The organism is Enterobacter sp. J49, assembly GCF_002148625.1.
Classification (GTDB): domain Bacteria; phylum Pseudomonadota; class Gammaproteobacteria; order Enterobacterales; family Enterobacteriaceae; genus Enterobacter; species Enterobacter ludwigii.
Genome location: NZ_MWPY01000019.1, coordinates 12,680 through 37,678, shown reverse-complemented (window position 1 = coordinate 37,678; position 24,999 = coordinate 12,680). Strand labels below are relative to the sequence as shown.

Sequence of the window (24,999 nt, the reverse complement as noted above, 5' to 3'; positions counted from 1 at the left end):
CTTGTTTTGTACTTAGAACCTTGCGATTCTGAAAAATTGCGCACGATACGACTCAATTGTACACATTCAGTGAGCGATATCACCAACAACCTCAATCACTTCGTTTAACGCCTGTTGCGGTTTTTCACTGTCTAACCAGTGAACACCGTCCCAACCGCGCAACCAGGTGATCTGGCGCTTCGCTAACTGTCTCGTGGCGCAAACACCTCGATAAACCATTTCATCATATGAAATCTCGCCTTCAAGATATGACCACATCTGGCGGTATCCCACACAACGAACGGAAGGCATATCCGTATGCAAATCTCCACGGGCAAATAGCGCCCGCACTTCTGCTTCAAAATCTGAAGCTAACATCTGATGAAAACGCTGCTCAATTCGTTGATGGAGCAGTTCACGGCTCGCCGGGGCGATGGCGAACTGATGCACCTGATACGGCAGAGCGTCTCCTGACGTTTGCGTCAGTTCCGTTAAAGTTTTACCCGAAATGAAAAAAACTTCCAGTGCCCGGGAAAGCCTTTGCGGATCATTTGGATGGATCCGTGCTGCGGCAACCGGGTCAATCTCGGCCAGTTGCTTATGCAAAACGTCCCATCCCTGCTCTGCCGCCTGCTGCTCAATTTTTGCTCTTACTTCCGGATCCGCTGATGGCAGAGGTGAAAGCCCCTCCAGTAACGCCTTGAAATAAAGCATGGTTCCGCCAACCAACAGCGGTATACGTCCCGCCGCCGTTATCTCGGCCATCTCGGCTAACGCATCGCGGCGGAAATCCGCTGCGGAGTATGCCTGAGCCGGGTCGAGAATATCCAGCAAACGATGCGGTGCCGCACGCAGTTCGTCTGCGTCAGGCTTCGCCGTGCCGATGTCCATCCCTCGGTAGATAAGGGCAGAATCGACACTAATCAACTCTACAGGCAAAACTTTACGCAACTCAATGGCCAGTGCCGTTTTGCCGGAGGCCGTGGGGCCCATTAAAAAAATCGCCTTTGGCAGGCTCGCCTTGCTTACGTCAATCATGTTTCAGGGCATTCATCGCCGTTTGTAAATCAACAGGTTGTAATAACCCACCTGGCGGTGTCTTCACCAGATGCGGACAAAGGCGTTCAACCTCCGCCAGCACGCTAATGGCCTGCGCCATACTCCACGGCGTATGTTCGCTTGCCAGATGGCGGGCGATCCACTGCGCGGTGTTGGCGGCATCAAACGACGTTTGCTGCGCCAGGTAGCCTATCAGTTCAGGAATCAAGTTTTGTAAATTTTGTTGGCGTAAGGGTAAAGGCACTGCGCGAATGGTCACATGTTGTGGTTCGAGCACCATTTCAATGCCCATCTGCGCCAACAGGGCCTCTGCGCGACGCAGTACCCCTGTTTCTTCAGGGGATATTTTTAGCCGAACGGGGATCAGCAGCGGTTGTGCACAGGCCGCGTTTTCACCCGGCGTAAGCTGCACTTGTTTAAGCCAGCGTTCCGCCACCGGCAATGCCAGAAGCATCACGTGGCCTTCGCGCTCCAGCAGCGCCATATCCGGTGCGATAATCGTCAGAACCCGGCCAAAACTCTGGCTGTGGCCATCCAGCGAAGGCGCTGGCACCGCGACAGGCGCTTTGCGCTCCACCGCGGGAGTTTCCAGCAATTTCCGGTACAACGCTCCCTGCTGTTTTTGATAGCCAGGTTGGGCGTTTGGATAGTTCGCTCCCGTTGGGCGCGGTGTGCTACCCGCAGCAGAGAAACGCGGGGCATCCGGCTCACGCGCCACGGCAGGTTCAGCAAAATGGTTCCGGCCCGCTGCAACACGGTTTTCCGGAAACGCGCGCGGGGCGGGTTCTTCTTTTTCCAGCGGCAGCGTCGGTTCAGCCTGCTGTTGCAATACGCTCAGCACGCCCTGATAGATAAAATCATGCACCAGACGTGACTGGTGGAACCGCACTTCATGCTTGGCAGGATGGACGTTAACGTCCACCTGGTGTGGATCGATTTCTAGATAGAGCACAAACGCCGGTTGCTGATCTGCACCCAGTTTATCTTCACAGGCCTGACGAATGGCGTGATTGATGAGGCGGTCACGCATCATACGACCGTTCACGTAGCAATACTGGATCTCAGCGAAGGCGGCGCTGCTCGCGTTGGGGTCAGCCACCCAGCCGCGCATGGCCAAATCGCCATGCTGCCACTCAATGGCCAGCGCGTGCTCGAGGAACGGTACGCCGCAGATAGCGCCCAAGCGGCGCTCTTTTTGCCCACCTTCCGCCACGGCGCGGTACTGGCGCATGACTTTGCCGTTATGGCTAAGGTTAATGGTCACGTCAAACCGCGCCAGGGCAATGCGACGAATGATCTCATCGATATGCCCAAACTCGGTTTTTTCGGTACGCATAAACTTGCGTCGGGCGGGGGTGTTATAAAACAGATCCAGCACTTCCAGCGTCGTACCGACCGGGTGCGCCGCTGGTTTAATCGTCACGTCCATATCACGCCCTTCGGCGTACGCCTGCCAGGCTTCCTGCTGTTCAGCGGTACGGGAGGTGAGCGTGAGACGGGAAACGGAGCTGATACTGGCCAGCGCTTCCCCGCGAAAACCGAGGCTGATGATCGCTTCCAGGTCATCAAGAGAGGCAATTTTACTGGTGGCATGACGCGCCAGCGCTAACGCCAGCTCGTCTTTTTTAATTCCACAGCCGTTGTCACGAATGCGAATCAGCTTTGCGCCGCCGCGTTCGATATCAATATCAATGCGGGTGGCCCCCGCATCAAGGCTGTTTTCTACCAGCTCCTTCACCACCGATGCAGGGCGCTCCACCACCTCACCGGCGGCGATTTGGTTCGCGAGCTGCGGCGGTAGAACCTGAATCGGCATGAATTCTCCTTAGTTGGTCGCGGTCATCTCACCTGGCTGCGCTGCGCTGGCCGTCTGGGCGGCACCGCCCTGTGGCGCGGACTGCAGCGGATGCGCATCAAAGTATTTACGCAGACCGTTATAGATCGCTTCGGCAATTTGCTGCTGATAGCTGTCGCTGCCCAGCAGGCGTTCTTCAGCGTTATTACTGATAAAGCCCGTTTCCACCAGAATCGATGGAATATCCGGCGATCGCAGAACGCCAAGGCTCGCATGCTCCGGACGGCGCTTGTGCAATGACCCGATGCCCTGCAGCTGGTTCAATACATTTGTGGCGACATCATACCCGACGCGCTGGGAATGACCGAATTGTAAATCCAGCACCGCCTGGCTGAGATAGGGATCGGCCTGGCTGTTTGCCAGCACATCACCCGCGCCACCTAACAGTTCGGACTGTTTCTCGTGCTCTTCAAGCCAGTTTGCCATTTCACTGTTCGCCCGACGGTTTGACAGCACCCACACTGAGGCTCCCGTGGCGTTACGGTTTGGCGCGGCATCCGCATGAATGGACACCAGGAAATTGGCATTTTGCTTACGTGCTACATCCGAACGGCCCATCACCGAGATAAAGTAATCGCCGTCGCGCGTCAGCACGCCTTTAAACATAGGATCGTCGTTTAACAGCGTCCGCAGCTTACGGGCAACCGCGATGGTGACATTTTTCTCCCGCGTACCGCCCGGGCCAATTGCGCCGGGATCCTGACCGCCGTGCCCCGCATCAATGGCGATAATCACTTTATCACCGCTGACCGCGCGACGTGCGCTGGCCGCCGGCCGCGTCACGGTATTGCTGCTGGTAACGCTGGTAATGCGGTCGCTGTCCGTTTTAAACGGATTACGTGCCGGTTCAGATGGGCGCGGGGTATATACCGGCTCTTCCACGCGTTTCGCCACCACAGGTGGAGGCGGAGGCGGCGGAGGGGCGTCAGCGTTGATGGTAAAGACCACCGTATAATTCGCACCGTTTTGCTGCTTAACCGCTCTGGTTTTACCCTTTTCGGTTAGGTCGACCACCAGACGCAATGACTGGCTATCTTTTGGCGAGCCGGAACGAATGCTTTTAACCAGATTATTGCCGCTGAACTGGAGCGGTAACCCCTGGATAACCCCGGTTTGTTTGATATCCAGCGCCACGCTGTGGCTGTCTGGCTGTGAAAAAGCATATTCCGGATCGCCCATAAAGCTGAACGTGATCCTGGCCTGGCTTTCGCCGTTCGACACCTGAATATCCGACAGGCTTGCCGCCCCGGCCTGCGCGCACAGCAGCACCGTGGCAGCCAATAACCAACCTTTAACGCGACTAATCATCCCGTCATCCCTACGCTTAACCGGCCAGACGCGCCAGTAAGGAACTACCTGATGAGGAAACAGCACTGATGCGTGCCTCACGCCCTTGTGCCTGGTAATCTAAGTGAATTTCGACATCCGGGTCAGGCAACACACCCGCACCTTGTTGCGGCCACTCCACCAGGCAGATGGCATCATTGGCAAAATAATCACGGATCCCCATAAATTCCAGCTCCTCGGGATCCGCAAGGCGGTATAAATCAAAGTGGTACACCATGAGATTTTCAAGGGTGTACGGTTCTACCAGCGTGTAGGTTGGGCTTTTCACATTGCCTTTATGGCCTAACGCCTGCAGAAAACCCCGGCTGAAGGTGGTTTTACCCGCACCTAAATCACCATACAGATAAATGACGGTTGCCCCCTGACAGGCCTGTGCCACGCGTTTGCCAAGATCTAACGTGGCTTGTTCATCAGGTAAAGAAATCGCTCGATTAGTCATTTTCTACGTCAATCACATCCGGGTTAACAACACGCCGTAGCGTACAAAAAAGATCGGTGGCCAGCATTCCGCGTGTACCGTAACGTGCCGCCAGCTTATCCGCCGCGACACCATGGGCCACGCAGCCAGCGCAGGCTGCATCATAAAGGGGAAGTTTCTGTCCAAGCAATGCGCCAATGATGCCGGAAAGCACATCGCCCATTCCGCCGCTCGCCATGCCCGCATTTCCGGCATCGACAATGCCCAGTGCCTCGTCGCTGGCGACAACGGTTCCTGCCCCTTTCAGAACGGCAACACCTCCGTAACGTTTTACCAGACGCCGGGCAGAAAGTAAGCGATCGCTTTCAATTTCTGCCACGCTGCAGTTAAGCAGGCGCGCGGCTTCGCCGGGGTGCGGTGTCAGAATGCGATTGTGACGCTTATCAGGATTGATTGCCAGAAGGTTCAGCGCGTCGGCATCCCACAGCATCGGTTTACGAAAATTCTCGACCTTCTGCAGGGCCTGTTTCCCCCAGGCCTGCTGCCCAAGCCCCGGGCCAATGACCACGACATCCGCCCATTCGAGACTCTCTTCAAGCGACTGCGGCGTCAATTCATGCACCATCAGCTCCGGACGGGCCGTAATAATTGGCGCACTATTTTCGATGCGCGTCAGCACCCGCACTAAGCCAGCACCGCAACGCAATGCCGCTTCCCCCGTCATGCGGATAGCCCCCGCCGTGCCGTGGTCACCTCCAATGATCACCAGCCTGCCGTGATCGCCTTTATGGGACGTCGGGCGGCGCGGCGGTAGCCACTGTGCCAGCAGCGAAGCATCAACGCGCGAAACGTGAGTTTCCTGCCCGGCAAGCCAGCTCTCCAGCCCCAGTGCGTTATGGTGCATCGTTCCCGTGACATCCCGTGCTTTACCGGTAAGCAGCCCCGGTTTCAGGGCGATAAAGGCAACGGTGTGCGCGGCCTGAATCACCGCGCCAGGCGTCGTGCCGGTTTGCGCCATCAGTCCAGAAGGTATATCCAGGGCCACCACCGGCGCGCTGTGGGCATTGGCACGTGCAATCAGGGTGGCAACCGGGTCGCGCGGCGCACTGCGAAGCCCGGTGCCCAGCAGGCCATCAATAATCACATCAATCTCTTCCGGCCAGACGATATCGGTGGCATGAATAACACCGCCCGCGTTCAGCCAGGCTTCCCGCGCCGCACTGGCCTCTTCTGGCAGCGGTTTATCGCTCTCCAGCGCCAGCAACGTCACGTGGATCCCGGCGGCAACCGCCAGGCGGGCAACGACATAACCGTCACCGCCGTTATTGCCGTGTCCGCATAAAATCAGCCAGTGCGACGATTCAGGGTAAGCCGTGCGGGTAACGTTAAACGCCGCTTCGCCCGCGCGTTGCATCAGTTCATACAGGGTAATGCCGAGGCTGTCTGCGGCCTCTTTTTCGGCGTGCCGGAGGTCATCCGCATGCCAGATGGAATGTGGTATACTTTCGGGGTTTTTCTTCACAGTATGGTCCGTCATGTCACAGCCCCTCGATCTCAATGAATTAGCGCAAAAAATTAAACAGTGGGGTGCTGAGCTTGGCTTCCAGAAGGTGGGTATCACCGATACCGACCTCTCCGCCAGCGAGCCGAAACTGCAGGCATGGCTGGATAAACAATACCATGGCGAAATGGAGTGGATGGCGCGTCATGGCATGATGCGTGCCCGCCCACACGAGCTGTTGCCCGGTACATTACGCGTCATCAGCGTACGCATGAACTACCTGCCCGCCAACGCGGCGTTTGCTCGCACGTTAAAAAATCCCGCTCTCGGTTACGTCAGCCGGTACGCCCTGGGCCGTGATTACCATAAGCTTCTGCGTAACCGTTTAAAAAAACTTGGGGAAACTATTCAGCAGCACTGTGTGTCGCTGAATTTTAGACCGTTTGTAGACTCTGCGCCTGTTCTTGAGCGCCCGATAGCAGAAAAAGCCGGGCTTGGCTGGACAGGTAAGCACTCACTTATCCTTAGCCGCGACGCCGGATCGTTCTTTTTCCTCGGTGAACTGCTCATAGATTTGCCGCTGCCGGTAGATGGTCCGGTAGAGGAAGGTTGCGGGCGCTGCGTGGCCTGCATGACCATCTGCCCGACGGGTGCCATCGTTGAGCCTTATACGGTGGATGCGCGCCGCTGCATCTCCTATCTCACCATTGAACTCGAAGGGGCGATACCGGAAGAATTCCGTCCGCTTATCGGGAACCGTATCTACGGCTGCGATGACTGCCAGCTGATCTGCCCCTGGAATCGTTACTCGCAGCTTACGGATGAAGACGATTTCACTCCTCGTAAAGCGCTTCATGCGCCTCAGCTTATCGAGCTCTTCGCCTGGAGTGAGGCCTGGTTCCTGAAAGTCACCGAAGGATCCGCCATTCGGCGTATTGGGCATCTGCGCTGGCTACGAAATGTCGCCGTTGCGCTGGGCAATGCGCCCTGGGATGAAGCCAATATTCAGGCGCTCGAAAGTCGCAGAGGTGAGCACCCACTTCTTGATGAACACATAGAATGGGCGATTGCGCAGCAAATCGAGAAGCGTAATGCCTGCGTTGTCGAGGTGCAGCTGCCGAAGAAACAACGGCTGGTGAGAGTGATTGAAAAAGGGCTTGTACGGGATGCTTGATATATTCACAGCCTGTGAATAAAAATAAAAACTCAAGCGCCATCGGGGCTGGCAATGAGGTCAAGTGATCTAAATAACATTTTGAAATGAAATTTACTTAATTAAATTCAGTATGTTACGAAGATATTATTCACCCTGCTAATTTTCTTCTGGTCTGTAACTGAGTAGGGCTTCTGTGGATAACTCTGTTCACAAGAGTATTTCAGATGCAATAGAAAATGTCCCCAACGAAGCATTCCGCTGTGGATAATCTGGAGATGATAAGAATTTGGAGCGGGAAACGAGACTCGAACTCGCGACCCCGACCTTGGCAAGGTCGTGCTCTACCAACTGAGCTATTCCCGCTTGGGTGGTCCGTGCTGTGGAAGCACTTTCAAATTTTGGAGCGGGAAACGAGACTCGAACTCGCGACCCCGACCTTGGCAAGGTCGTGCTCTACCAACTGAGCTATTCCCGCTTGGGTGGTCTGTGCTTTAGAAGCACCTTCAAATTTTGGAGCGGGAAACGAGACTCGAACTCGCGACCCCGACCTTGGCAAGGTCGTGCTCTACCAACTGAGCTATTCCCGCAAATTTGCACTGCTTTTGTTGCTGTCGTAACGTGTATTTCTCTGTCGTTACGGGAGGCGCATTATACGAGAAATCCGTTTAGCTGCAACCCCCCTAAAAGCGTTTTTTGTGAAATTCAGTTCAAGTGATGGAATATTCATCGCTTTGCACGTTTTTACACCATTCATGCGTTCTGTAGGCCGGGTAACGCGCAACGCCCCCGGCAACCGCCTGAATTACAGCTTAATAAAGTTCTCGCGATAATACGCCAGTTCGGCCACGGACTCACGGATATCGTCCATGGCCTGATGCGTTCCCTGCTTTTTAAAGCCATCCAGGATTTCCGGTTTCCAGCGACGCGCCAGCTCTTTCAGGGTGCTCACATCCAGATAGCGGTAATGGAAGTAAGACTCCAGCTCCGGCATGTACTTAAACAGAAAACGGCGATCCTGACCGATGCTGTTACCGCAGATAGGTGATTTGCCCGCCGGAACCCACTGTTTCAGAAACGCAAGCGTTGCCAGCTCCGCCTCGCGATCGCCCATGGTGCTGGCCTTTACGCGTTCCACCAGCCCGCTCCCCGTGTGGGTGCGCACGTTCCACTCATCCATTAACGCAAGCTGGTCGTCGGACTGATGAACCGCGATAGTCGGCCCTTCCGCCAGAATATTCAGGTTGGCATCGGTCACCAGGGTTGCAATCTCAATAATGCGATCGCGCTCGGGATCCAGCCCGGTCATTTCAAGATCGATCCAAATCAGGTTGTTTTCATCCGCGCTCATGTTATTTTCCACCCTTCTCGCATAACCGGCTGTAGCAGGTTAACTAGTATTAATTAGAGTGTATCATAGAGGTTTTGCCCCTTACGGGCGACCAGGAGCCAGCGCGATTGAGTAAAAATAAACTCTCCAAAGGGCAGCAGCGCCGTGTGAATGCCAATCACCAGCGCCGTCTTAAAACCACTTCGGAGAAGGTCGATTACGACGACAACCTGTTTGGCGAACCGATGGAAGGCATCGTCATCAGCCGTTTCGGTATGCACGCCGACGTGGAATCCGCCAACGGTGAGATTCACCGCTGCAACATCCGCCGGACGATTCGTTCTCTGGTAACCGGCGATCGCGTGGTCTGGCGCCCGGGTAAAGAAGCGGCGGAAGGCGTCACGGTAAAAGGCATCGTTGAGGCGGTCCACGCGCGTACGTCGGTACTGACCCGTCCCGATTTCTACGACGGGGTTAAACCTATCGCAGCCAACATTAACCAGATCGTTATCGTCTCGGCGATTTTGCCCGAACTTTCGCTCAATATTATCGACCGATACCTTGTCGCCTGTGAAACGCTGCAGGTTGAACCGATCATCGTACTCAACAAAATCGATCTGCTCGATGAAGACGGTATGAACTTCGTCAACGAGCAGATGGATATCTACCGCAACATCGGGTATCGCGTTCTGATGGTTTCCAGCTATACCAAAGATGGTCTGAAACCGCTTGAAGAGGCGCTTACCGATCGCATCAGCATCTTTGCGGGACAGTCCGGTGTGGGCAAATCAAGCCTGCTGAACAACCTTCTCGGCCTCCAGCAAGAGATCGTGACCAACGATGTATCTGATGTTTCTGGCCTGGGCCAGCACACTACCACCGCGTCACGCCTGTATCACTTCCCGCACGGCGGCGATGTCATTGACTCCCCGGGCGTGCGTGAATTCGGTTTGTGGCACCTTGAGCCGGAACAAATCTTCAACGGATTTGTCGAATTCCATGATTATTTAGGTGCTTGCAAATACCGCGACTGTAAACATGACAATGACCCGGGCTGCGCTATCCGTGAAGCGGTCGAGAAAGGCGAAATAGCGGAGACCCGCTTTGAAAACTACCACCGCATTCTCGAGAGCATGGATCAGGTAAAAACGCGTAAAAACTTTTCTGATTCTGATAACTGACAACTAAGCTAAGCATCGCTAAAATCGTCCCCTTTTTTCAGGTTCCGGCGCTTTGCGGCCGGATCAGGAACGACAAAACAATGGCCTGGAGGCTACCTTGTTAAACTCATTTAAACTTTCGCTTCAATACATTCTGCCGAAACTGTGGCTCACTCGCCTGGCGGGCTGGGGCGCGAGCAAACGAGCGGGCTGGCTGACCAAACTGGTCATCGACCTTTTCGTAAAATATTACAAGGTCGACATGAAAGAGGCGCAGAAGCCGGATACCGCCAGCTACCGCACCTTCAACGAGTTTTTCGTCCGCCCACTGCGCGACGACGTGCGCCCGCTGAATACGGACCCTAACGTGCTGGTGATGCCTGCAGATGGCGTGATTAGCCAACTGGGTAACATCGAAGACGACAAAATCCTGCAGGCGAAAGGCCATAACTACAGCCTGGAAGCGTTGCTGGCAGGTAACTACCTGATGGCGGATCTGTTCCGTAACGGGACCTTCGCGACCACCTATCTCTCACCGCGCGACTATCACCGCGTGCACATGCCGTGCAACGGCATCCTGCGTGAAATGATCTACGTTCCGGGCGATCTGTTCTCCGTGAACCACCTCACGGCGCAGAACGTACCTAACTTGTTCGCCCGTAACGAACGCGTCATCTGCCTGTTTGATACTGAATTCGGCCCTATGGCGCAGATTCTGGTGGGCGCGACCATTGTCGGCAGCATTGAAACCGTCTGGGCTGGCACCATCACCCCACCGCGTGAAGGCGTGATCAAGCGCTGGACGTGGCCTGCCGGTGAAGAAGAAGGCTCTGTCGCCCTGCTGAAAGGTCAGGAGATGGGTCGCTTCAAGCTGGGCTCAACCGTTATCAACCTGTTTGCACCGGGTAAAGTTAAGCTGGCCGAACAGCTTGAAAGCCTGTCGGTTACCAAACTGGGTCAGCCGCTGGCCGTCTCTACCGAAACCTTCGTAACGCCGGTGGCAGAACCTGCACCGTTGTCCCAAGAAGAGATCGACGCCGAGCACGACGCCAGCCCGCTGGTTGACGACAAAAAAGACGAAGGCTAATAACAGAAGGATCGCTGACGTGCGCCCGATTATCGTTCTACTGATGGCCTGGTGCCTCAGCATGGGGGCGTACGCAGCGACAGCCCCCGACGCAAAACAGATAACCCAGGAACTGGAGCAGGCAAAAGCGGCAAAACCCGCTCAGCCAGAGACCGTTGAGTCGCTCCAGTCCGCCCTGAACGCGCTTGCGGAGCGAAAAGGCTCCCTTGAGCGTGCGCAGCAATATCAGCAGGTTATCGACAACTTCCCGAAACTCTCGCAAACGCTGCGCTCGCAGCTCAGTAATCTGCGCGATGAACCGCGCGATATACCGGCGGACATGTCTTCTGATGCGCTGAATCAGGAGATCCTCCAGGTCAGCAGCCAGCTTCTGGAAAAGAGCCGTCTGGCTCAGCAGGAGCAGGAGCGGGCGCGTGAAATTGCCGACTCGCTCAGCCAGCTTCCCCAGCAGCAAACCGATGCCCGCCGCCAGCTTAATGAAGTTGAGCGTCGCGTTGGCACGCAAAGCGGCAACACGCCGCAAGCGCAGGCGCAGAATCTGGGGCTGCAGGCCGAATCTGCTCGCCTCAAAGCCCTTGTCGATGAACTGGAGCTGGCGCAGCTGTCCGCCAATAACCGCCAGGAGCTGTCGCGGATGCGCTCTGAGCTGGCGCAGAAGCAGAGCGAACAGCTGGATGCATATCTGCAGGCCCTGCGTAATCAGCTTAACAGCCAGAGGCAGCGCGAAGCCGAGCGTGCGCTTGAAAGCACCGAACTGCTGGCGGAAAACAGCGCGAACCTGCCCAGCGGCATCGTTGAGCAGTTTAAGGTCAACCGCGAGCTCTCTGCGGCGCTGAACCAACAGGCGCAGCGTATGGATCTGGTAGCCTCGCAACAGCGCCAGGCTACCAATCAAACCCTGCAGGTCCGCCAGGCGCTTAACACACTGCGTGAGCAGTCCCAATGGCTGGGGTCATCAAACCTGCTGGGTGAAGCGTTACGCGCGCAGGTCTCACGCCTGCCGGAAATGCCCAAACCGCAGCAGCTGGATACCGAAATGGCTCAGCTGCGCGTGCAGCGACTGCACTTTGAGGATCTGCTCAACAAACAGCCGCAAATCCGCCAGATCCGTCAGGCTGACGGACAGCCGCTGACCAGCGAGCAGAACCGCATTCTGGAAGCCCAGTTGCGTACCCAGCGTGAACTACTGAACTCCCTGCTCCAGGGCGGGGATACGCTGATTCTGGAACTGACCAAGCTCAAGGTCTCTAATAGCCAACTGGAAGATGCGCTGAAAGAGGTGAATGAGGCAACGCACCGTTATCTCTTCTGGACCTCCGACGTGCGGCCGATGACCTTCTCGTGGCCGATTGAGATTGTTCAGGATCTGCGCCGCCTTATTTCGCTGGATACCTTCAGCCAGCTGGGCCAGGCCAGCGTGATGATGCTCACCAGTAAAGAGACCATTTTCCCGCTGCTGGCCGCACTGATTCTGGTGGGCTTCAGCATTTACTCGCGCCGGTATTTCACCCGATTCCTGGAACGCTCCAGCGCCCGGGTGGGGAAAGTTACGCAGGATCACTTCTGGCTGACGTTACGCACCGTCTTCTGGTCGATTCTCGTCGCCTCACCGCTACCGGTCCTGTGGATGACGCTTGGATATGGCCTGCGGGAAGCCTGGCCCTACCCGCTCGCGGTGGCCATTGGCGATGGCGTCACTGCCACGGTGCCACTGCTGTGGGTGGTAATGATTTGCGCCACGTTCGCGCGGCCCAACGGTTTGTTCATCGCTCACTTCGGCTGGCCGCGTAATCGCGTTGCACGCGCCATGCGTTACTACCTGATGAGCATCGGACTGATTGTGCCGCTGATTATGGCGCTGATCATGTTCGATAAACTTAACGACCGGGAATTCTCAGGGTCGCTGGGCCGCCTCTGCTTTATGCTGATATGCGGGGCGTTGGCAATTGTCACGCTCAGCCTGAAACGCGCCGGTATCCCGCTCTATCTGGATAAATCCGGTAACGGCGACAACATGTTCAACCGGCTGCTCTGGAACCTGCTGCTGAGCGCACCGCTGATTGCCATGCTGGCAGCGACGGTGGGTTACCTGGCGACCGCCAAGGCGCTGCTGGCGAGGCTTGAAACCTCGGTGGCGATCTGGTTCCTGCTTCTGGTGGTGTATCACGTGATACGCCGCTGGATGCTGATCCAGCGCCGCCGTCTGGCGTTCGACCGTGCCAAGCACCGACGGGCAGAGATCCTCGCCCAGCGTGCGCGTGGCGAGGAAGAGCCAAACCATGTCAACAGCACAGAAGGCACGACGGAAGCTGACGAAGTCGAGCTGGATCTGGATGCCATCAGTACCCAATCCCTGCGACTGGTACGCTCCATCCTGATGCTGATTGCCCTGCTGTCGGTGATCTTCCTGTGGTCGGAAATTCACTCCGCGTTTGGCTTCCTGGAAAACATCTCCCTGTGGGACGTAACGTCCACGGTACAAGGTGTGGAGAGCCTGGAGCCGATTACCTTAGGCGCGGTGTTGATTGCCATTCTGGTGTTGATCATCACCACCCAGCTGGTGCGTAACTTCCCGGCGCTGCTGGAGCTGGCCCTGCTGCAGCATCTCGATTTAACCCCGGGGACGGGATATGCAATTACCACCATCACCAAATATCTGATCATGCTATTTGGCGGGCTGGTCGGCTTCTCAATGATTGGTATTGAATGGTCGAAACTGCAGTGGCTGGTGGCGGCACTTGGTGTGGGGTTAGGGTTTGGCTTACAGGAGATCTTCGCCAACTTTATCTCTGGCCTGATTATTCTGTTCGAAAAACCGATTCGTATTGGCGATACGGTAACGATCCGCGATTTGACCGGCAGCATCACCAGGATCAACACGCGCGCCACCACCATCAGCGACTGGGACCGTAAAGAAATCATCGTGCCGAACAAGGCGTTTATTACCGAGCAGTTTATCAACTGGTCGCTGTCAGACTCCGTCACGCGTGTGGTGCTGACGGTACCTGCGCCGTCGGATGCCAACAGCGAAGAGGTCACTCAGATCCTCTACACCGCCGCGGAGCGCTGTTCCTTTGTGATCGACAACCCGGCGCCGGAAGTGTTCCTCGTGGATCTACAACAGGGGATCCAGATTTTCGAACTGCGTATTTACGCTGCCGAAATGGGACACCGTATGCCACTGCGTCATGAGATCCACCAGCTGATTCTGGCAGGGTTCCGTGAGCACGGCATTGATATGCCGTTCCCACCGTTCCAGATGCGTCTGGAAAGCCTGGACGGGCGCAAAACGGGAAGAACGTTAACGTCAGCGGCGCGCACACGCCCGGCAGGAAGTCTGTAACCCTTCTCCCCTCCCTTCCGGGAGGGGAATGTTTGACCGCTACGCCACTTCCGTCAGCAACGCCACAGAACGTCGGCGGTAATTCTCATAAATCCCCATCGCCAGCAGTGAGAAGAAGACTGGACCGCCCACCATCCACAGTGCGCTACTCCAGTCATTCGCCTCAATCACCGGCTGAATAACGGTAAAGATGTTGGCGAATGCCACTACCAGCACCACCACCGTGGTTGCCAGCAGCGTGGCGGCGCGCGTTTTGAAAATCACAAACGGACGCTCAAGATCCTGCTTCGCCTTAAAGAACGGGAAGGCCAGGCTCAGAAAGAGATAAGGCAGCGTCATCGACACGTTCGCCATCAGGGTCAGCTTGTTATAAAACGCTGACGCGGTATCCCCACCAAACGACACCAGCAAAATGAACACGCTGACCAGCAGGCACTGCATCCACATGGCGTTGGCGGGCATACCTGCGGTATTCAGTTGCGTCATGCGTGCAGGCCACAGCGCTTTTGGCGTGCCCTGAATTATCGCTTTCAACGGAGAGTAAATCAGCGTGAAAAACGCGCCGGTATAGGCAAGGAACATGGACAAGCCGGTGATGCGTGCAAACCAGACGCCCATCGTTGCCGCCGCTTCCGGTGTCAGATTCATCGCTTGTCCCAGCGTCATCCCCAGGCTTTTCATCAGCACATAGGTAATGTTGCCCAGGTTAGTGGTGTTGTTGCTGAGTACCTGCTGCCAGTTGGTGCTGACGCCCCAGAGGAAAATTGCCAGCGAATAGCCAATGGAGATAACTATCGCGGCAAAAATAATGCCTTTCGCAAAGTTCTTTTCCGGGTTCTCGGTCTTGTCGACCAGGCCGCCCACTGCCTCAATACCGCCGTACGCAAAAATGGCAAACACCACAAAGGAGAGCATAGCGAGCCCGGACTGATAGCTCGGGTTGGGTGAGGAAACGAAATTCACCTCCTGAGCGAAGTGTCCGCCGTTCAGGCACAGAATGGCAATGCTGACCAGCAGCAGCACCAGGTTCAGACACATCACCGAAATCCCGCCCACGGCGGTAATGCGGGCAATTTTGTTGATGCCCTTAGACGCCACCAGCGTTACAACCACCATCCAGCAGACGGCCAGAATCCCGACCACCTGCGTGGAGCTCAGACCGGCCAAAGACCAGACCTGAGTATGATCGCTGCCGAAAACAAACGTCGAAAACGGTACCCAGACCTTGGCCGCCGTACTGACCATCCAGACCACATACGAGGAGAACCACATAAACGTGCCGATAAATGCGTAGCGCGGGCCGATGCTGTTGTTCATCCAGGAATAGATCCCGCCCTCTTCTTTGCGGTAGGCCGCTCCCATTTCCGCCATCATCAGCGCAAACGGTATGAAGAAAAACAGGGCCGAGACGATGTAGAACGGCGTTGCGCTGTAGCCCATCAGATAGAAAGCCGACGGGCTGTTGGCAAAGCCAAAGACGGAGGTGAAAATCATCAGGATGAGCCCGGTGAGGGTCATCTTTTTAAGTGACTGGGACATAGCGCCATCCAAAGGAAGTTAAACTGCGCGGATGGTAGCAGAAGACCAGACTAATATTGTGGCTATTAGGGGCAAATTAAGAAAAAGACCTGCGTACAGAGAATGTGGCAGTTTTTAATGTTGTCGTGCGGAAATGGAAAGGTTAATTGACATCAGAGGTGAGCCGGGTAAGCGACAGCGCTACCCGGCAATGCGATGCGTTATGCGCGATCGACCGTAAACGCGATCACTTCGCCCAGCTGTTCTGCACCCAGCGCCAGCATCACCAGACGATCAACGCCCAGCGCCACGCCGGAGCAGTCCGGCAGGCCCGCTTTCAATGCTTCCAGCAGATGGGTATCAATAGGCTGCTGCGGCAGACCACGTGCCGCGCGCTTGCGGTTATCCTGCTCAAAACGCTGCTGCTGTTCGCGTGCGTCGGTCAGTTCGTGGAAGCCGTTCGCCAGCTCGATACCTTTGTAATAGACCTCAAAACGCTCCGCCACGCGGTGATCTTCGGTGCTGATCTGCGCCAGCGAAGCCTGGCTTGCCGGGAAGTGATATACAAACGTCGGCCGGTCTTTGCCAATTTGCGGCTCAACGCCAAAGGTGAAGAGCAGTTGCAGCAGCGTGTCGCGGTCTTCTTCGGTATCTGCCACGTTGCTCAGATCCAGTTTTGCCGCCACTTCGCGCAGCTGCGCTTTATCCGCAGAGAGCGGATCAATTTCCAGGTAACGCTGGAAAACCTGCTGATAAGAGAGCGTTTCCGCTTCTGAGCACTCCAGCACCTGCTGCAGCAGATCGTCCACCTCGTTCATCAGGCGGTACATATCATAATGCGGACGGTACCACTCCAGCATGGTGAATTCCGGATTGTGGTGACGCCCCATCTCTTCATTACGGAAACTGCGGCACAGCTGATAGACCGGGCCACACCCTGCCGCCAGCAGGCGTTTCATGTGGTATTCCGGACTGGTCATCAGATACAAATTCATGCCCTGTGAGTGGCCAGGACCAACAAAACGGGTTTCAAACGGGACCAGATGAATATCCGTTACCGTTGCCTGACTCATGCACGGGGTTTCCACCTCAAGGACGCCGCGGTCGGCAAAGAAGCGGCGGATCTCCGCCATAATTGCAGCGCGTTTTAGCAGGTTGGGGATGGATGCGCTCGGCTGCCAGGTGGCCGTTTCGCTCATGAGTTTTTCTCCGATTTCAGACAAGGGCACGAAGTCTACTCGTTACCAGGGACGGAGACAAATTTTGCGCAGTAAAAAAGCGCATTTCATTTAGGTGAACAATTGCGCGACGAAATTCATTACTCACCGCGATAAATCGCCGCACAGAACAGCAAAAAAATCGAACACGTCAAATTTCCCTGACATCCACGCGGTTATACTGCTTTACCCATAAAGGAGCAGTGGAAACGCTTTCGCAATCGTCCTTTTGGACGGGTGAACTACCTTTAGTTTATCGCGTTGCGAAATAACAAAAATCTGGAGGAATGTCGTGCAAACTTTTCAAGCCGATCTTGCCGTTATAGGCGCTGGCGGGGCTGGATTACGTGCTGCGATTGCTGCAGCACAAGCTAATCCCAACGCTAAAATCGCATTGATTTCAAAAGTCTATCCGATGCGCAGCCATACGGTTGCCGCAGAAGGAGGATCCGCCGCCGTTGCGCAGGATCATGACAGCTTCGAATACCATTTCCACGACACGGTTGCAGGGGGCGACTGGCTTTGCGAGCAGGATGTCGTTGACTACTTTGTACACCATTGTCCTACGGAGATGACCCAGCTTGAACAGTGGGGATGTCCGTGGAGCCGTCGTCCGGACGGCAGCGTCAACGTTCGCCGCTTCGGCGGGATGAAGATCGAACGCACCTGGTTCGCTGCCGATAAAACCGGCTTCCACATGTTGCACACCCTGTTCCAGACCTCCCTTCAGTTCCCACAGATTCAGCGCTTTGACGAACATTTCGTCCTCGACATTCTGGTTGATGACGGTCAGGCGCGCGGTCTGGTGGCGATGAACATGATGGAAGGCACCCTCGTCCAGATCCGCGCCAACGCAGTGGTCATGGCTACCGGCGGTGCGGGGCGTGTTTACCGCTACAACACCAACGGCGGTATCGTCACCGGTGACGGCATGGGCATGGCGCTCAGCCACGGCGTGCCGCTGCGGGATATGGAGTTCGTGCAGTATCACCCTACTGGCCTGCCGGGCTCCGGCATTCTGATGACGGAAGGCTGCCGTGGTGAAGGCGGTATCCTGGTCAATAAAAATGGCTACCGCTATCTGCAGGATTACGGCATGGGCCCGGAAACCCCGCTCGGCGAGCCGAAAAACAAATACATGGAACTGGGCCCGCGCGACAAAGTGTCTCAGGCCTTCTGGCACGAATGGCGCAAAGGCAACACCATCTCCACGCCACGCGGCGATGTGGTCTACCTCGACCTGCGTCATCTTGGCGAGAAGAAACTGCTGGAACGTCTGCCGTTCATTTGCGAACTGGCAAAAGCCTATGTTGGCGTCGATCCGGTGAAAGAGCCGATTCCGGTACGTCCAACGGCCCACTACACCATGGGCGGTATCGAAACCGATCAGCAGTGCGAAACCCGCATTAAAGGACTGTTTGCCGTGGGCGAGTGCTCCTCTGTCGGCCTGCACGGTGCTAACCGTCTGGGGTCAAACTCACTGGCGGAGCTGGTGGTCTTTGGCCGCATGGCGGGCGAACGCGCGATGGAGCGTGCTGCCACCGCGGGCGAGGCGAACAGCGCGGCGCTGGATGCCCAGGTCGTTGACGTCGAAAAACGGCTGAAAAACCTGGTGAACCAGGAAGGAAATGAAAACTGGTCGAAAATCCGCGACGAGATGGGCCTGTCGATGGAAGAAGGCTGCGGTATCTACCGTACCCCTGAGCTGATGCAAAAAACCGTGGATAAGCTGGCAGAGCTGCAGGAGCGCTTCAAGCGCGTGCGCATTACCGATACCTCCAGCGTGTTCAACACAGACCTGCTCTATACCATCGAGCTGGGTCACGGCCTGAACGTGGCGGAATGTATGGCGCACTCTGCGCTGGCACGTAAAGAGTCACGCGGCGCGCATCAGCGTCTTGATGAAGGCTGCACCGAACGTGATGACGTCAATTTCCTGAAACACACTCTCGCCTGGCGCGATGCGGATGGCACCACCCGTCTGGACTACAGCGACGTGAAAATCACGACGTTGCCACCGGCTAAACGCGTGTATGGCGCAGAAGCAGAAGCCGCCGAGAAGAAGGAGAAGGCGAATGGCTGAGATGCAGAAACTGAAAATCGAAGTGGTGCGCTACAATCCGGAAGTGGACACCGCACCGCACAGCGCATTCTATGAAGTCCCTTATGACGAGCAAACCTCTCTGCTGGATGCGCTCGGCTATATCAAAGATAACCTTGCGCCGGACCTGAGCTACCGCTGGTCGTGCCGTATGGCAATCTGCGGCTCCTGCGGCATGATGGTCAACAAAGTGCCGAAACTGGCCTGTAAAACTTTCCTGCGTGAATACACCAAAGGCATCAAAGTAGAAGCGCTGGGTAACTTCCCGATTGAACGCGATCTGGTGGTCGATATGACCCACTTTATCGAAAGTCTGGAAGCGATTAAGCCGTACATCATCGGCAATCCACGTACGCCGGATCAGGGGACGAACACCCAGACGCCAGCTCAGATGGCGAAATACCATCAGTTCTCCGGCTGCATCAACTGTGGTCTGTGCTACGCCGCGTGTCCACAGTTTGGCCTGAATCCAGAGTTTATTGGCCCGGCGGCCATTACCCTGGCGCACCGCTATAACGAGGACAGCCGCGACCACGGTAAAAAAGAACGTATGGCGCAGCTTAACAGCCAGAACGGCGTCTGGAGCTGTACTTTTGTGGGCTACTGCTCCGAAGTCTGTCCAAAGCACGTCGACCCGGCCGCCGCTATTCAGCAGGGTAAAGTGGAAAGCTCGAAAGACTTTCTTATCGCCACCCTGAAACCACGCTAAGGAGTGCATAATGACGACTAAACGCAAAGCCTACGTGCGGCCAATGCCGTCCACCTGGTGGAAGAAACTGCCGTTTTATCGCTTCTATATGCTGCGTGAAGGCACCGCGGTGCCGGCGGTCTGGTTCAGCCTGGAGCTGATGTACGGCGTTTATGCCCTCAAACATGGCCCTGAAACCTGGGCCAGCTTTGTCGGCTTCCTGCAAAACCCCATCATCGTGATCCTGAACCTGATTGTGCTCGCGGCAGCGCTGCTTCATACCAAAACCTGGTTTGAACTGGCGCCAAAAGCGGCGAACATCATCATTAAAGACGAGAAAATGGGGCCAGAGCCTGTCATTAAAGGGCTATGGGGAGTGACGATCCTCGTCACTGTGGTCATTCTGTTTGTCGCACTGTTCTGGTAAGGAGACTACTGTGATTAATCCAAATCCAAAACGTTCTGACGAGCCGGTCTTCTGGGGACTGTTTGGCGCAGGGGGGATGTGGAGCGCCATCATCGCGCCGGTCATCATCCTGCTGGTCGGTATTATGCTGCCACTGGGGCTGTTTCCGGGCGATGCGCTGGGTTACGAGCGAGTACTGGCCTTTGCCAGCAGCTTTATTGGCCGTGTGTTCATCTTCCTGATGATCGTCCTGCCGCTGTGGTGTGGCCTGCACCGTATTCACCACGCGATGCATGACCTGAAAATCCATGTCCCGAGCGGGAAATGGGTGTTCTACGGCCTGGCAACCATCCTGACGGTGGTTACGCTGATTGCCGTGGTTACTATCTGATACATCAGGCCCGCCTCCCGGCGGGCCTTTCATTTCTGCATTTTCCCCACCAGCCACTGCGCAAACTCACGCATTGCAGGGGTTTCTGTCCGTGACTGCAATCGGGTTAACCAGTAACTGCCCAGCTCAATCTGTGTCGCAAACGGCTGAATGATACGTTCGCTGTTCAGCAGATGAGTGAACATACCCACAGGTGCGATAGCAATTCCCACGCCGGCCTGCGCGGCTTCCAGCATGGTAACGGATGAATCAAACACCATCACCCGATGCGTTGGTGACGGCGAGAGTTCGCCCGCGGCCTGCATCCACGCCGACCATTCGTCGCGTCGGTAGGAGCGCAGCAGCGTAAACTTCAGCATGTCCGCCGGTGCTTGTAGCCCGACGGCAATTTCAGGCGTGCACAGCGGAGCCAGCGGCGCAGAACACAGAAACGTCGCTTCAGTGCCATGCCACGCCCCTCCACCGTAGCGGATCGTGTAATCAAGCCCTTCGGTGGCCGGATCGACGCGATTATTATGGGTCGAAAGATGCAGATCGATATGCGGATAGCGGCGACGGAAATCATCCAGCTGCGCGAATAACACCCCGGTCGCAAAAGTCCCCACCACGCCAATTTTAAGCTTCTCCAGCGCGCGATGACTGGCAAAGCGATCCAGCATGCCGGCGATACGATCAAACGAATCGTTCAGCACCGGCAGCAGATTCTCGCCCTCTGTCGTCAGCATCAAACCGCGCGAAACCCGGACAAACAGCTGACAGTTCAGATGTTGTTCCAGCGTCTTAACGTGCTGACTGATGGCTGAATGGGTGACATTCAGCTCAATGGCAGCATTAGTAAAACTGAGGTGCCTTGCGGCGGCTTCGAAGGCACGAAGCGAATTAAGCGGTAAATAGCTGCGTGTCATCGACCCATCCGTTAGAAAAATTAACAGCTAATGCTAAATTTAACCGTTTGTCAGCCACAGTCAAATCCAACAGACTGGGTATGTCTGACGGGCCCGGACACTCCCTTGACTCGCTATTACGGAAGATAACTGATGATGAAAAAATCCCTGTGCTGCGCCCTGCTGCTCAGCACCTCCTGCGCTGCATTAGCCGCACCTCTGTCAGAAACACAGCTGGCGAAGGTCGTGGCACGTACCGTTACGCCCCTGATGAAAGCGCAGTCTATTCCGGGTATGGCGGTCGCCGTGATCTATCAGGGCCAGCCGCACTACTTCACCTTCGGCAAGGCCGATGTCGCCGCGAACATACCCGTCACTGCACAAACGCTGTTTGAGCTGGGCTCAATCAGCAAAACTTTCACCGGCGTTCTGGGTGGCGATGCTATTGCTCGCGGTGAAATTTCGCTGGGCGATCCGGTGACCAAATACTGGCCTGAGCTGACCGGCAAACAGTGGCAGGGCGTTCGCATGCTGGACCTGGCAACCTATACTGCCGGTGGCCTGCCGTTACAGGTGCCCGATGAGGTTACCGATAATGCCTCGCTGCTGCGTTTTTACCAGTCCTGGCAACCACAGTGGGCGCCAGGCACCACGCGTCTTTATGCAAATGCCAGCATCGGTCTGTTTGGGGCTCTGGCGGTGAAACCTTCTGGCATGCGCTTTGAGCAGGCGATGACAGAGCGGGTCCTGAAGCCGCTTAACCTGAACCATACGTGGATTAACGTTCCGAAGTCAGAAGAACCGCATTACGCCTGGGGTTATCGTGACGGTAAAGCGGTTCACGTTTCGCCGGGCATGCTCGACGCCGAAGCGTATGGCGTGAAAACCAACGTGAAGGATATGGCGAGCTGGGTGGTGGCTAACATGGCCCCCGATGGCATACAGGATGCCTCACTGAAGCAGGGCATGGTGCTTGCACAGTCTCGCTACTGGCGCACAGGCTCGATGTACCAGGGCCTGGGCTGGGAGATGCTCAACTGGCCGGTAGAAGCCAAAACCGTGGTGGAGGGCAGCGACAACAAAGTAGCGCTTGCACCGTTGCCCGTGGCAGAAGTGAACCCTCCTGCACCACCGGTAAAAGCGTCATGGGTACATAAAACAGGCTCGACGGGCGGATTTGGCAGCTACGTGGCATTTATTCCTGAGAAGGAACTCGGCATCGTTATGCTGGCGAACAAGAGCTACCCGAACCCGGCACGCGTGGAAGCGGCATACCGTATTCTGAGCGCTCTGCAGTAACATCTTGCCGGGTGATGCTGATGCCCACCCGGCCTGCAAAATTCCCGCATTTTCCTTGCTGTCATCTACACTTAACAAAAAACAGTAAGGAAACTCCTATGCGCATTTTGCCTGTTATCGCCGCAGTGACAGCCGCGTTTTTAGTGGTTGCCTGCAGCTCCCCTACTCCCCCTCCCGGCGTCACCGTTGTCAGCAATTTCGACGCACAACGTTTTCTTGGAACATGGTATGAAATCGCGCGCCTTGACCACCGTTTTGAACGGGGTTTAGAGAAGGTCACGGCAAATTACAGCCCGATGGATGACGGCGGTATTCAGGTTATCAACCGGGGCTATAATCCGGCTCGGGAGATGTGGCAGCAGTCGATTGGACAAGCGTACTTTACCGGCGACCCGCGACGGGCCGCGCTCAAAGTCTCCTTCTTCGGCCCGTTCTATGGCGGATATAACGTGATCGCGCTCGACAGAGAGTACCGTCACGCGCTGGTCTGCGGGCCGGATCGTAACTATCTGTGGATCCTCTCTCGCACCCCAACCCTTTCACCTGAGATGAAACAGCAGATGCTGGACGTCGCGACCCGGCAAGGGTTTGATGTGTCGAAACTCATCTGGGTAGAACAACCCCATTAATGGGTGCTGAGCTTCAACCCAATAATACCGGCCACAATCAGGGCGAGACTGGCGATACGCGCCAGACTCGCTGACTCCCCCAACAGCAGGATCCCCGTGATGGCTGCCCCCACGGCGCCAATTCCCGTCCAGACGGCATACGCTGTCCCCACCGGTAAAGAACGCATCGCCCACGAGAGCAAAACGATACTCACAATCATCGCGGTAAGGGTAATGACGCTGGGTGTCAGGCGGGTAAAACCGTGGGTGTACTTCAGACCTATCGCCCATACCACTTCGAGCAGGCCAGCAATAACAAGAATGATCCAGGACATTTCAGGCTCCTTAACTTAAATGCAAGTTGGGGCCGTCCCCGATGAAGGAAGCGCTTACGGGTCGTCCCGCAAGGCAAAGATTACGCCTCATATTTTGGTTAGCGTGCGATTTTTTTTCAATCCTTTTGTGCTGAACATGTTAAGGCAAGAAATAGCCGCAGTATGCCGCGCAGTTCAGGCATTTATCACTCATCCGACTTCTCTATGATGATGTGCTTTCTGATGGCAGGAAGCCAAACCACTAGCCGACTGCGAATATAATATGTTCAAAATTCTTTTGATTGACCGTTGTCACTTCACCCGCACCGGGTTTGAAGCATGGCTCAATCATTCCGGTTTATTTCCGGAAAACGTCGTTGTGACCGGCCTGAATAATCTTTTCCTCGCCAGAGAGCACATTCTGCAATGGAAACCGACGCTGGTTATTGCTGACCTGCATGGGTTCAGACAGGATGTACATCCCTTTCAGTCACTCTCATCTTTACTGAACGCCAGCGAAAGAGTGCCCTTTATTTTGCTGCAATCGGGTGAGGATAGTGAAATGACCGCCTGGCTGAAGCAATTCCCGGTCTGGTCATCGCTGTTGAAAAATGCCCGTCTTGAACAACTGGGGACAGTTATCCACGACGCACTCATTTCGCACGCGAACAGTGAAAAGCCAAAGGTAACCGCGCCTTTGCTGACGCGCCAGGAAGAGAAAGTGCTGACGTTGTGGATGGAGGGTGCCAGCAATCAAAAAATTGCGGCTCACCTGAGTATTAACGGTAAAACGGTCTATACCTATAAACGAAATATCCGCATGAAGTTGCATATGGATACGCGTTATTCACCGTTTTTATCCCTGCAGGAATCAGAAAGCTGACGGTACGAAACCCGTCTGGTTCCGTACCGTTTATTCAATTACTGCTGTGCTTTACTTGCCGCACCAGAGATTGCGCTACCACCTTCAGAAATATCCTGACCAACGCCACGCGTGGTATTACAGGCTGTTAATACTGAAGAAAGTACCAGGACTGAAAAGATCGCTGCAATTGTCTTCTTAACCATAATATCTTCCTTTTATAGCCAAAGTTGTTTTGTGTATAGCAACTTAAGAATAGACAATATCCCGTCGTTTGACGGAAAAGGACGCATTTTTAGGAAAATTAGACGGGGTTAGCTGGCCGCGTGAGAAATGATATGGCCGAGATCCTGGATATCTTCCCCCATTCCACGCGTGGTGTTACAGCCGGAAAGCAACGCGCTGGACAGCGCTAACAGAAGCAGAATTTTAACGGTACGGTTCATCATCCCTGCCTGCAAAAAACAGGCGCAGCGGGC

At 55.5% G+C, this 24,999-nt stretch carries 23 protein-coding genes and 3 tRNA genes; 11 read left to right on the top strand and 15 right to left on the bottom strand.

Annotation, left to right across the window (positions count from 1 at the left end; all coding sequences use genetic code 11):
* Nucleotides 1-66: 66 nt before the first annotated feature.
* The 5 genes from miaA to nnr are packed head-to-tail and all read right to left on the bottom strand — an operon-like array spanning nucleotide 67 to nucleotide 6,195.
* Entirely contained in the window at nucleotides 67-1,017 is a 951-nt protein-coding gene (gene miaA / locus BJP35_RS02540) for a tRNA (adenosine(37)-N6)-dimethylallyltransferase MiaA (RefSeq protein ID WP_014168310.1), read from the bottom strand.
* Nucleotides 1,010-2,854: a DNA mismatch repair endonuclease MutL gene (mutL, locus tag BJP35_RS02535; protein WP_047743149.1), complete on the bottom strand. Its 1,845-nt coding sequence runs from the start codon at nucleotides 2,852-2,854 to the stop codon at nucleotides 1,010-1,012. The genes miaA and mutL overlap by 8 nt, the downstream gene beginning before the upstream one ends.
* Before the next feature lie 9 nt (nucleotides 2,855-2,863).
* Complete coding sequence (gene amiB, locus BJP35_RS02530) at nucleotides 2,864-4,201, bottom strand: N-acetylmuramoyl-L-alanine amidase AmiB (protein ID WP_014168308.1); 1,338 nt, start codon at nucleotides 4,199-4,201, stop codon at nucleotides 2,864-2,866.
* A gap of 16 nt (nucleotides 4,202-4,217) precedes the next feature.
* Nucleotides 4,218-4,679: a tRNA (adenosine(37)-N6)-threonylcarbamoyltransferase complex ATPase subunit type 1 TsaE gene (gene tsaE / locus BJP35_RS02525; RefSeq protein ID WP_020882947.1), complete on the bottom strand. Its 462-nt coding sequence runs from the start codon at nucleotides 4,677-4,679 to the stop codon at nucleotides 4,218-4,220.
* Nucleotides 4,672-6,195, bottom strand: coding sequence for a bifunctional ADP-dependent NAD(P)H-hydrate dehydratase/NAD(P)H-hydrate epimerase (nnr, locus tag BJP35_RS02520; protein ID WP_047743147.1), 1,524 nt, complete (start codon nucleotides 6,193-6,195; stop codon nucleotides 4,672-4,674). Before nnr ends, tsaE begins: the two co-directional genes overlap by 8 nt.
* On the opposite strand from nnr, the gene queG reads away from it, so the two are divergent.
* Nucleotides 6,194-7,333 (top strand): tRNA epoxyqueuosine(34) reductase QueG, encoded by a 1,140-nt coding sequence (gene queG, locus BJP35_RS02515; RefSeq protein ID WP_047743145.1) that lies wholly within the window; start codon nucleotides 6,194-6,196, stop codon nucleotides 7,331-7,333. The two genes, nnr and queG, sit on opposite strands and share 2 nt — an antisense overlap.
* 269 nt (nucleotides 7,334-7,602) lie before the next feature.
* On the opposite strand, the gene BJP35_RS02510 is transcribed toward queG, so the two are convergent.
* From BJP35_RS02510 to orn, 4 genes are all read right to left on the bottom strand, one after another.
* Nucleotides 7,603-7,678, bottom strand: a tRNA-Gly gene (locus tag BJP35_RS02510).
* 36 nt (nucleotides 7,679-7,714) lie between these two features.
* A tRNA-Gly gene (locus BJP35_RS02505) sits at nucleotides 7,715-7,790 on the bottom strand.
* A gap of 36 nt (nucleotides 7,791-7,826) precedes the next feature.
* Nucleotides 7,827-7,902: transfer RNA gene (locus BJP35_RS02500), tRNA-Gly, on the bottom strand.
* A 215-nt stretch (nucleotides 7,903-8,117) separates the two neighbouring features.
* Nucleotides 8,118-8,663, bottom strand: coding sequence for an oligoribonuclease (gene orn / locus BJP35_RS02495; protein ID WP_025206260.1), 546 nt, complete (start codon nucleotides 8,661-8,663; stop codon nucleotides 8,118-8,120).
* Between the two features lie 107 nt (nucleotides 8,664-8,770).
* Here orn and rsgA point away from each other — a divergent pair, with 107 nt between their 5' ends.
* From rsgA to mscM, 3 genes are all read left to right on the top strand, one after another.
* Entirely contained in the window at nucleotides 8,771-9,823 is a 1,053-nt protein-coding gene (gene rsgA / locus BJP35_RS02490; protein ID WP_020882951.1) for a small ribosomal subunit biogenesis GTPase RsgA, read from the top strand.
* Nucleotides 9,824-9,920: 97 nt separating this feature from the next.
* Nucleotides 9,921-10,889 (top strand): archaetidylserine decarboxylase, encoded by a 969-nt coding sequence (asd, locus tag BJP35_RS02485; protein WP_047355587.1) that lies wholly within the window; start codon nucleotides 9,921-9,923, stop codon nucleotides 10,887-10,889.
* A gap of 19 nt (nucleotides 10,890-10,908) precedes the next feature.
* Nucleotides 10,909-14,232 (top strand): miniconductance mechanosensitive channel MscM, encoded by a 3,324-nt coding sequence (gene mscM, locus BJP35_RS02480; RefSeq protein ID WP_025206261.1) that lies wholly within the window; start codon nucleotides 10,909-10,911, stop codon nucleotides 14,230-14,232.
* Nucleotides 14,233-14,271: 39 nt separating this feature from the next.
* Here mscM and yjeM read toward each other — a convergent pair whose 3' ends face one another.
* Together yjeM and epmA are read right to left on the bottom strand one after the other, a co-directional pair.
* Nucleotides 14,272-15,771, bottom strand: a complete 1,500-nt coding sequence (gene yjeM / locus BJP35_RS02475; RefSeq protein WP_047743142.1) for a glutamate/gamma-aminobutyrate family transporter YjeM — start codon at nucleotides 15,769-15,771, stop codon at nucleotides 14,272-14,274.
* A gap of 200 nt (nucleotides 15,772-15,971) precedes the next feature.
* Nucleotides 15,972-16,949, bottom strand: coding sequence for an elongation factor P--(R)-beta-lysine ligase (gene epmA, locus BJP35_RS02470; RefSeq protein WP_020882955.1), 978 nt, complete (start codon nucleotides 16,947-16,949; stop codon nucleotides 15,972-15,974).
* A gap of 310 nt (nucleotides 16,950-17,259) precedes the next feature.
* Here epmA and frdA point away from each other — a divergent pair, with 310 nt between their 5' ends.
* Genes frdA through frdD form a run of 4 tightly spaced genes read left to right on the top strand, consistent with a single transcriptional unit; the run spans nucleotide 17,260 to nucleotide 20,553 of the window.
* Nucleotides 17,260-19,050 carry a fumarate reductase (quinol) flavoprotein subunit gene (gene frdA, locus BJP35_RS02465; protein ID WP_014168298.1) on the top strand — a complete coding sequence of 597 codons (1,791 nt, stop codon included), beginning with the start codon at nucleotides 17,260-17,262 and terminating at the stop codon, nucleotides 19,048-19,050.
* Nucleotides 19,043-19,777 carry a fumarate reductase iron-sulfur protein gene (gene frdB / locus BJP35_RS02460; protein WP_020882957.1) on the top strand — a complete coding sequence of 245 codons (735 nt, stop codon included), beginning with the start codon at nucleotides 19,043-19,045 and terminating at the stop codon, nucleotides 19,775-19,777. Before frdA ends, frdB begins: the two co-directional genes overlap by 8 nt.
* Before the next feature lie 10 nt (nucleotides 19,778-19,787).
* On the top strand, nucleotides 19,788-20,183 hold the full coding sequence (gene frdC, locus BJP35_RS02455) for a fumarate reductase subunit FrdC (protein WP_014168296.1): 396 nt from the start codon (nucleotides 19,788-19,790) through the stop codon (nucleotides 20,181-20,183).
* Nucleotides 20,184-20,193: 10 nt separating this feature from the next.
* Nucleotides 20,194-20,553: a fumarate reductase subunit FrdD gene (frdD, locus tag BJP35_RS02450; protein ID WP_020882959.1), complete on the top strand. Its 360-nt coding sequence runs from the start codon at nucleotides 20,194-20,196 to the stop codon at nucleotides 20,551-20,553.
* 29 nt (nucleotides 20,554-20,582) lie between these two features.
* On the opposite strand, the gene ampR is transcribed toward frdD, so the two are convergent.
* Nucleotides 20,583-21,458 (bottom strand): LysR family transcriptional regulator AmpR, encoded by an 876-nt coding sequence (gene ampR / locus BJP35_RS02445; protein WP_086462887.1) that lies wholly within the window; start codon nucleotides 21,456-21,458, stop codon nucleotides 20,583-20,585.
* Nucleotides 21,459-21,590: 132 nt separating this feature from the next.
* Here ampR and blaACT point away from each other — a divergent pair, with 132 nt between their 5' ends.
* Together blaACT and BJP35_RS02435 are read left to right on the top strand one after the other, a co-directional pair.
* On the top strand, nucleotides 21,591-22,736 hold the full coding sequence (gene blaACT, locus BJP35_RS02440) for an ACT family cephalosporin-hydrolyzing class C beta-lactamase (protein WP_086462886.1): 1,146 nt from the start codon (nucleotides 21,591-21,593) through the stop codon (nucleotides 22,734-22,736).
* Between the two features lie 98 nt (nucleotides 22,737-22,834).
* On the top strand, nucleotides 22,835-23,365 hold the full coding sequence (locus tag BJP35_RS02435; protein ID WP_032679411.1) for a lipocalin family protein: 531 nt from the start codon (nucleotides 22,835-22,837) through the stop codon (nucleotides 23,363-23,365).
* Here BJP35_RS02435 and sugE read toward each other — a convergent pair.
* The gene (gene sugE / locus BJP35_RS02430) at nucleotides 23,362-23,679 is read right to left on the bottom strand and encodes a quaternary ammonium compound efflux SMR transporter SugE (RefSeq protein ID WP_032681885.1); all 318 of its coding nucleotides are present in this window, start codon (nucleotides 23,677-23,679) and stop codon (nucleotides 23,362-23,364) included. The two genes, BJP35_RS02435 and sugE, sit on opposite strands and share 4 nt — an antisense overlap.
* A 262-nt stretch (nucleotides 23,680-23,941) precedes the next feature.
* Between sugE and BJP35_RS02425 the strand changes: the two genes are divergently transcribed.
* On the top strand, nucleotides 23,942-24,541 hold the full coding sequence (locus BJP35_RS02425) for a LuxR C-terminal-related transcriptional regulator (RefSeq protein WP_014168290.1): 600 nt from the start codon (nucleotides 23,942-23,944) through the stop codon (nucleotides 24,539-24,541).
* 38 nt (nucleotides 24,542-24,579) lie between these two features.
* Here BJP35_RS02425 and ecnB read toward each other — a convergent pair whose 3' ends face one another.
* A complete protein-coding gene (gene ecnB, locus BJP35_RS02420) occupies nucleotides 24,580-24,726 on the bottom strand; it encodes a lipoprotein toxin entericidin B (protein WP_014168289.1) in 147 nt (48 codons plus the stop codon).
* A gap of 108 nt (nucleotides 24,727-24,834) precedes the next feature.
* The gene (locus tag BJP35_RS02415) at nucleotides 24,835-24,966 is read right to left on the bottom strand and encodes an entericidin A/B family lipoprotein (RefSeq protein WP_025206267.1); all 132 of its coding nucleotides are present in this window, start codon (nucleotides 24,964-24,966) and stop codon (nucleotides 24,835-24,837) included.
* Nucleotides 24,967-24,999: the final 33 nt, after the last annotated feature.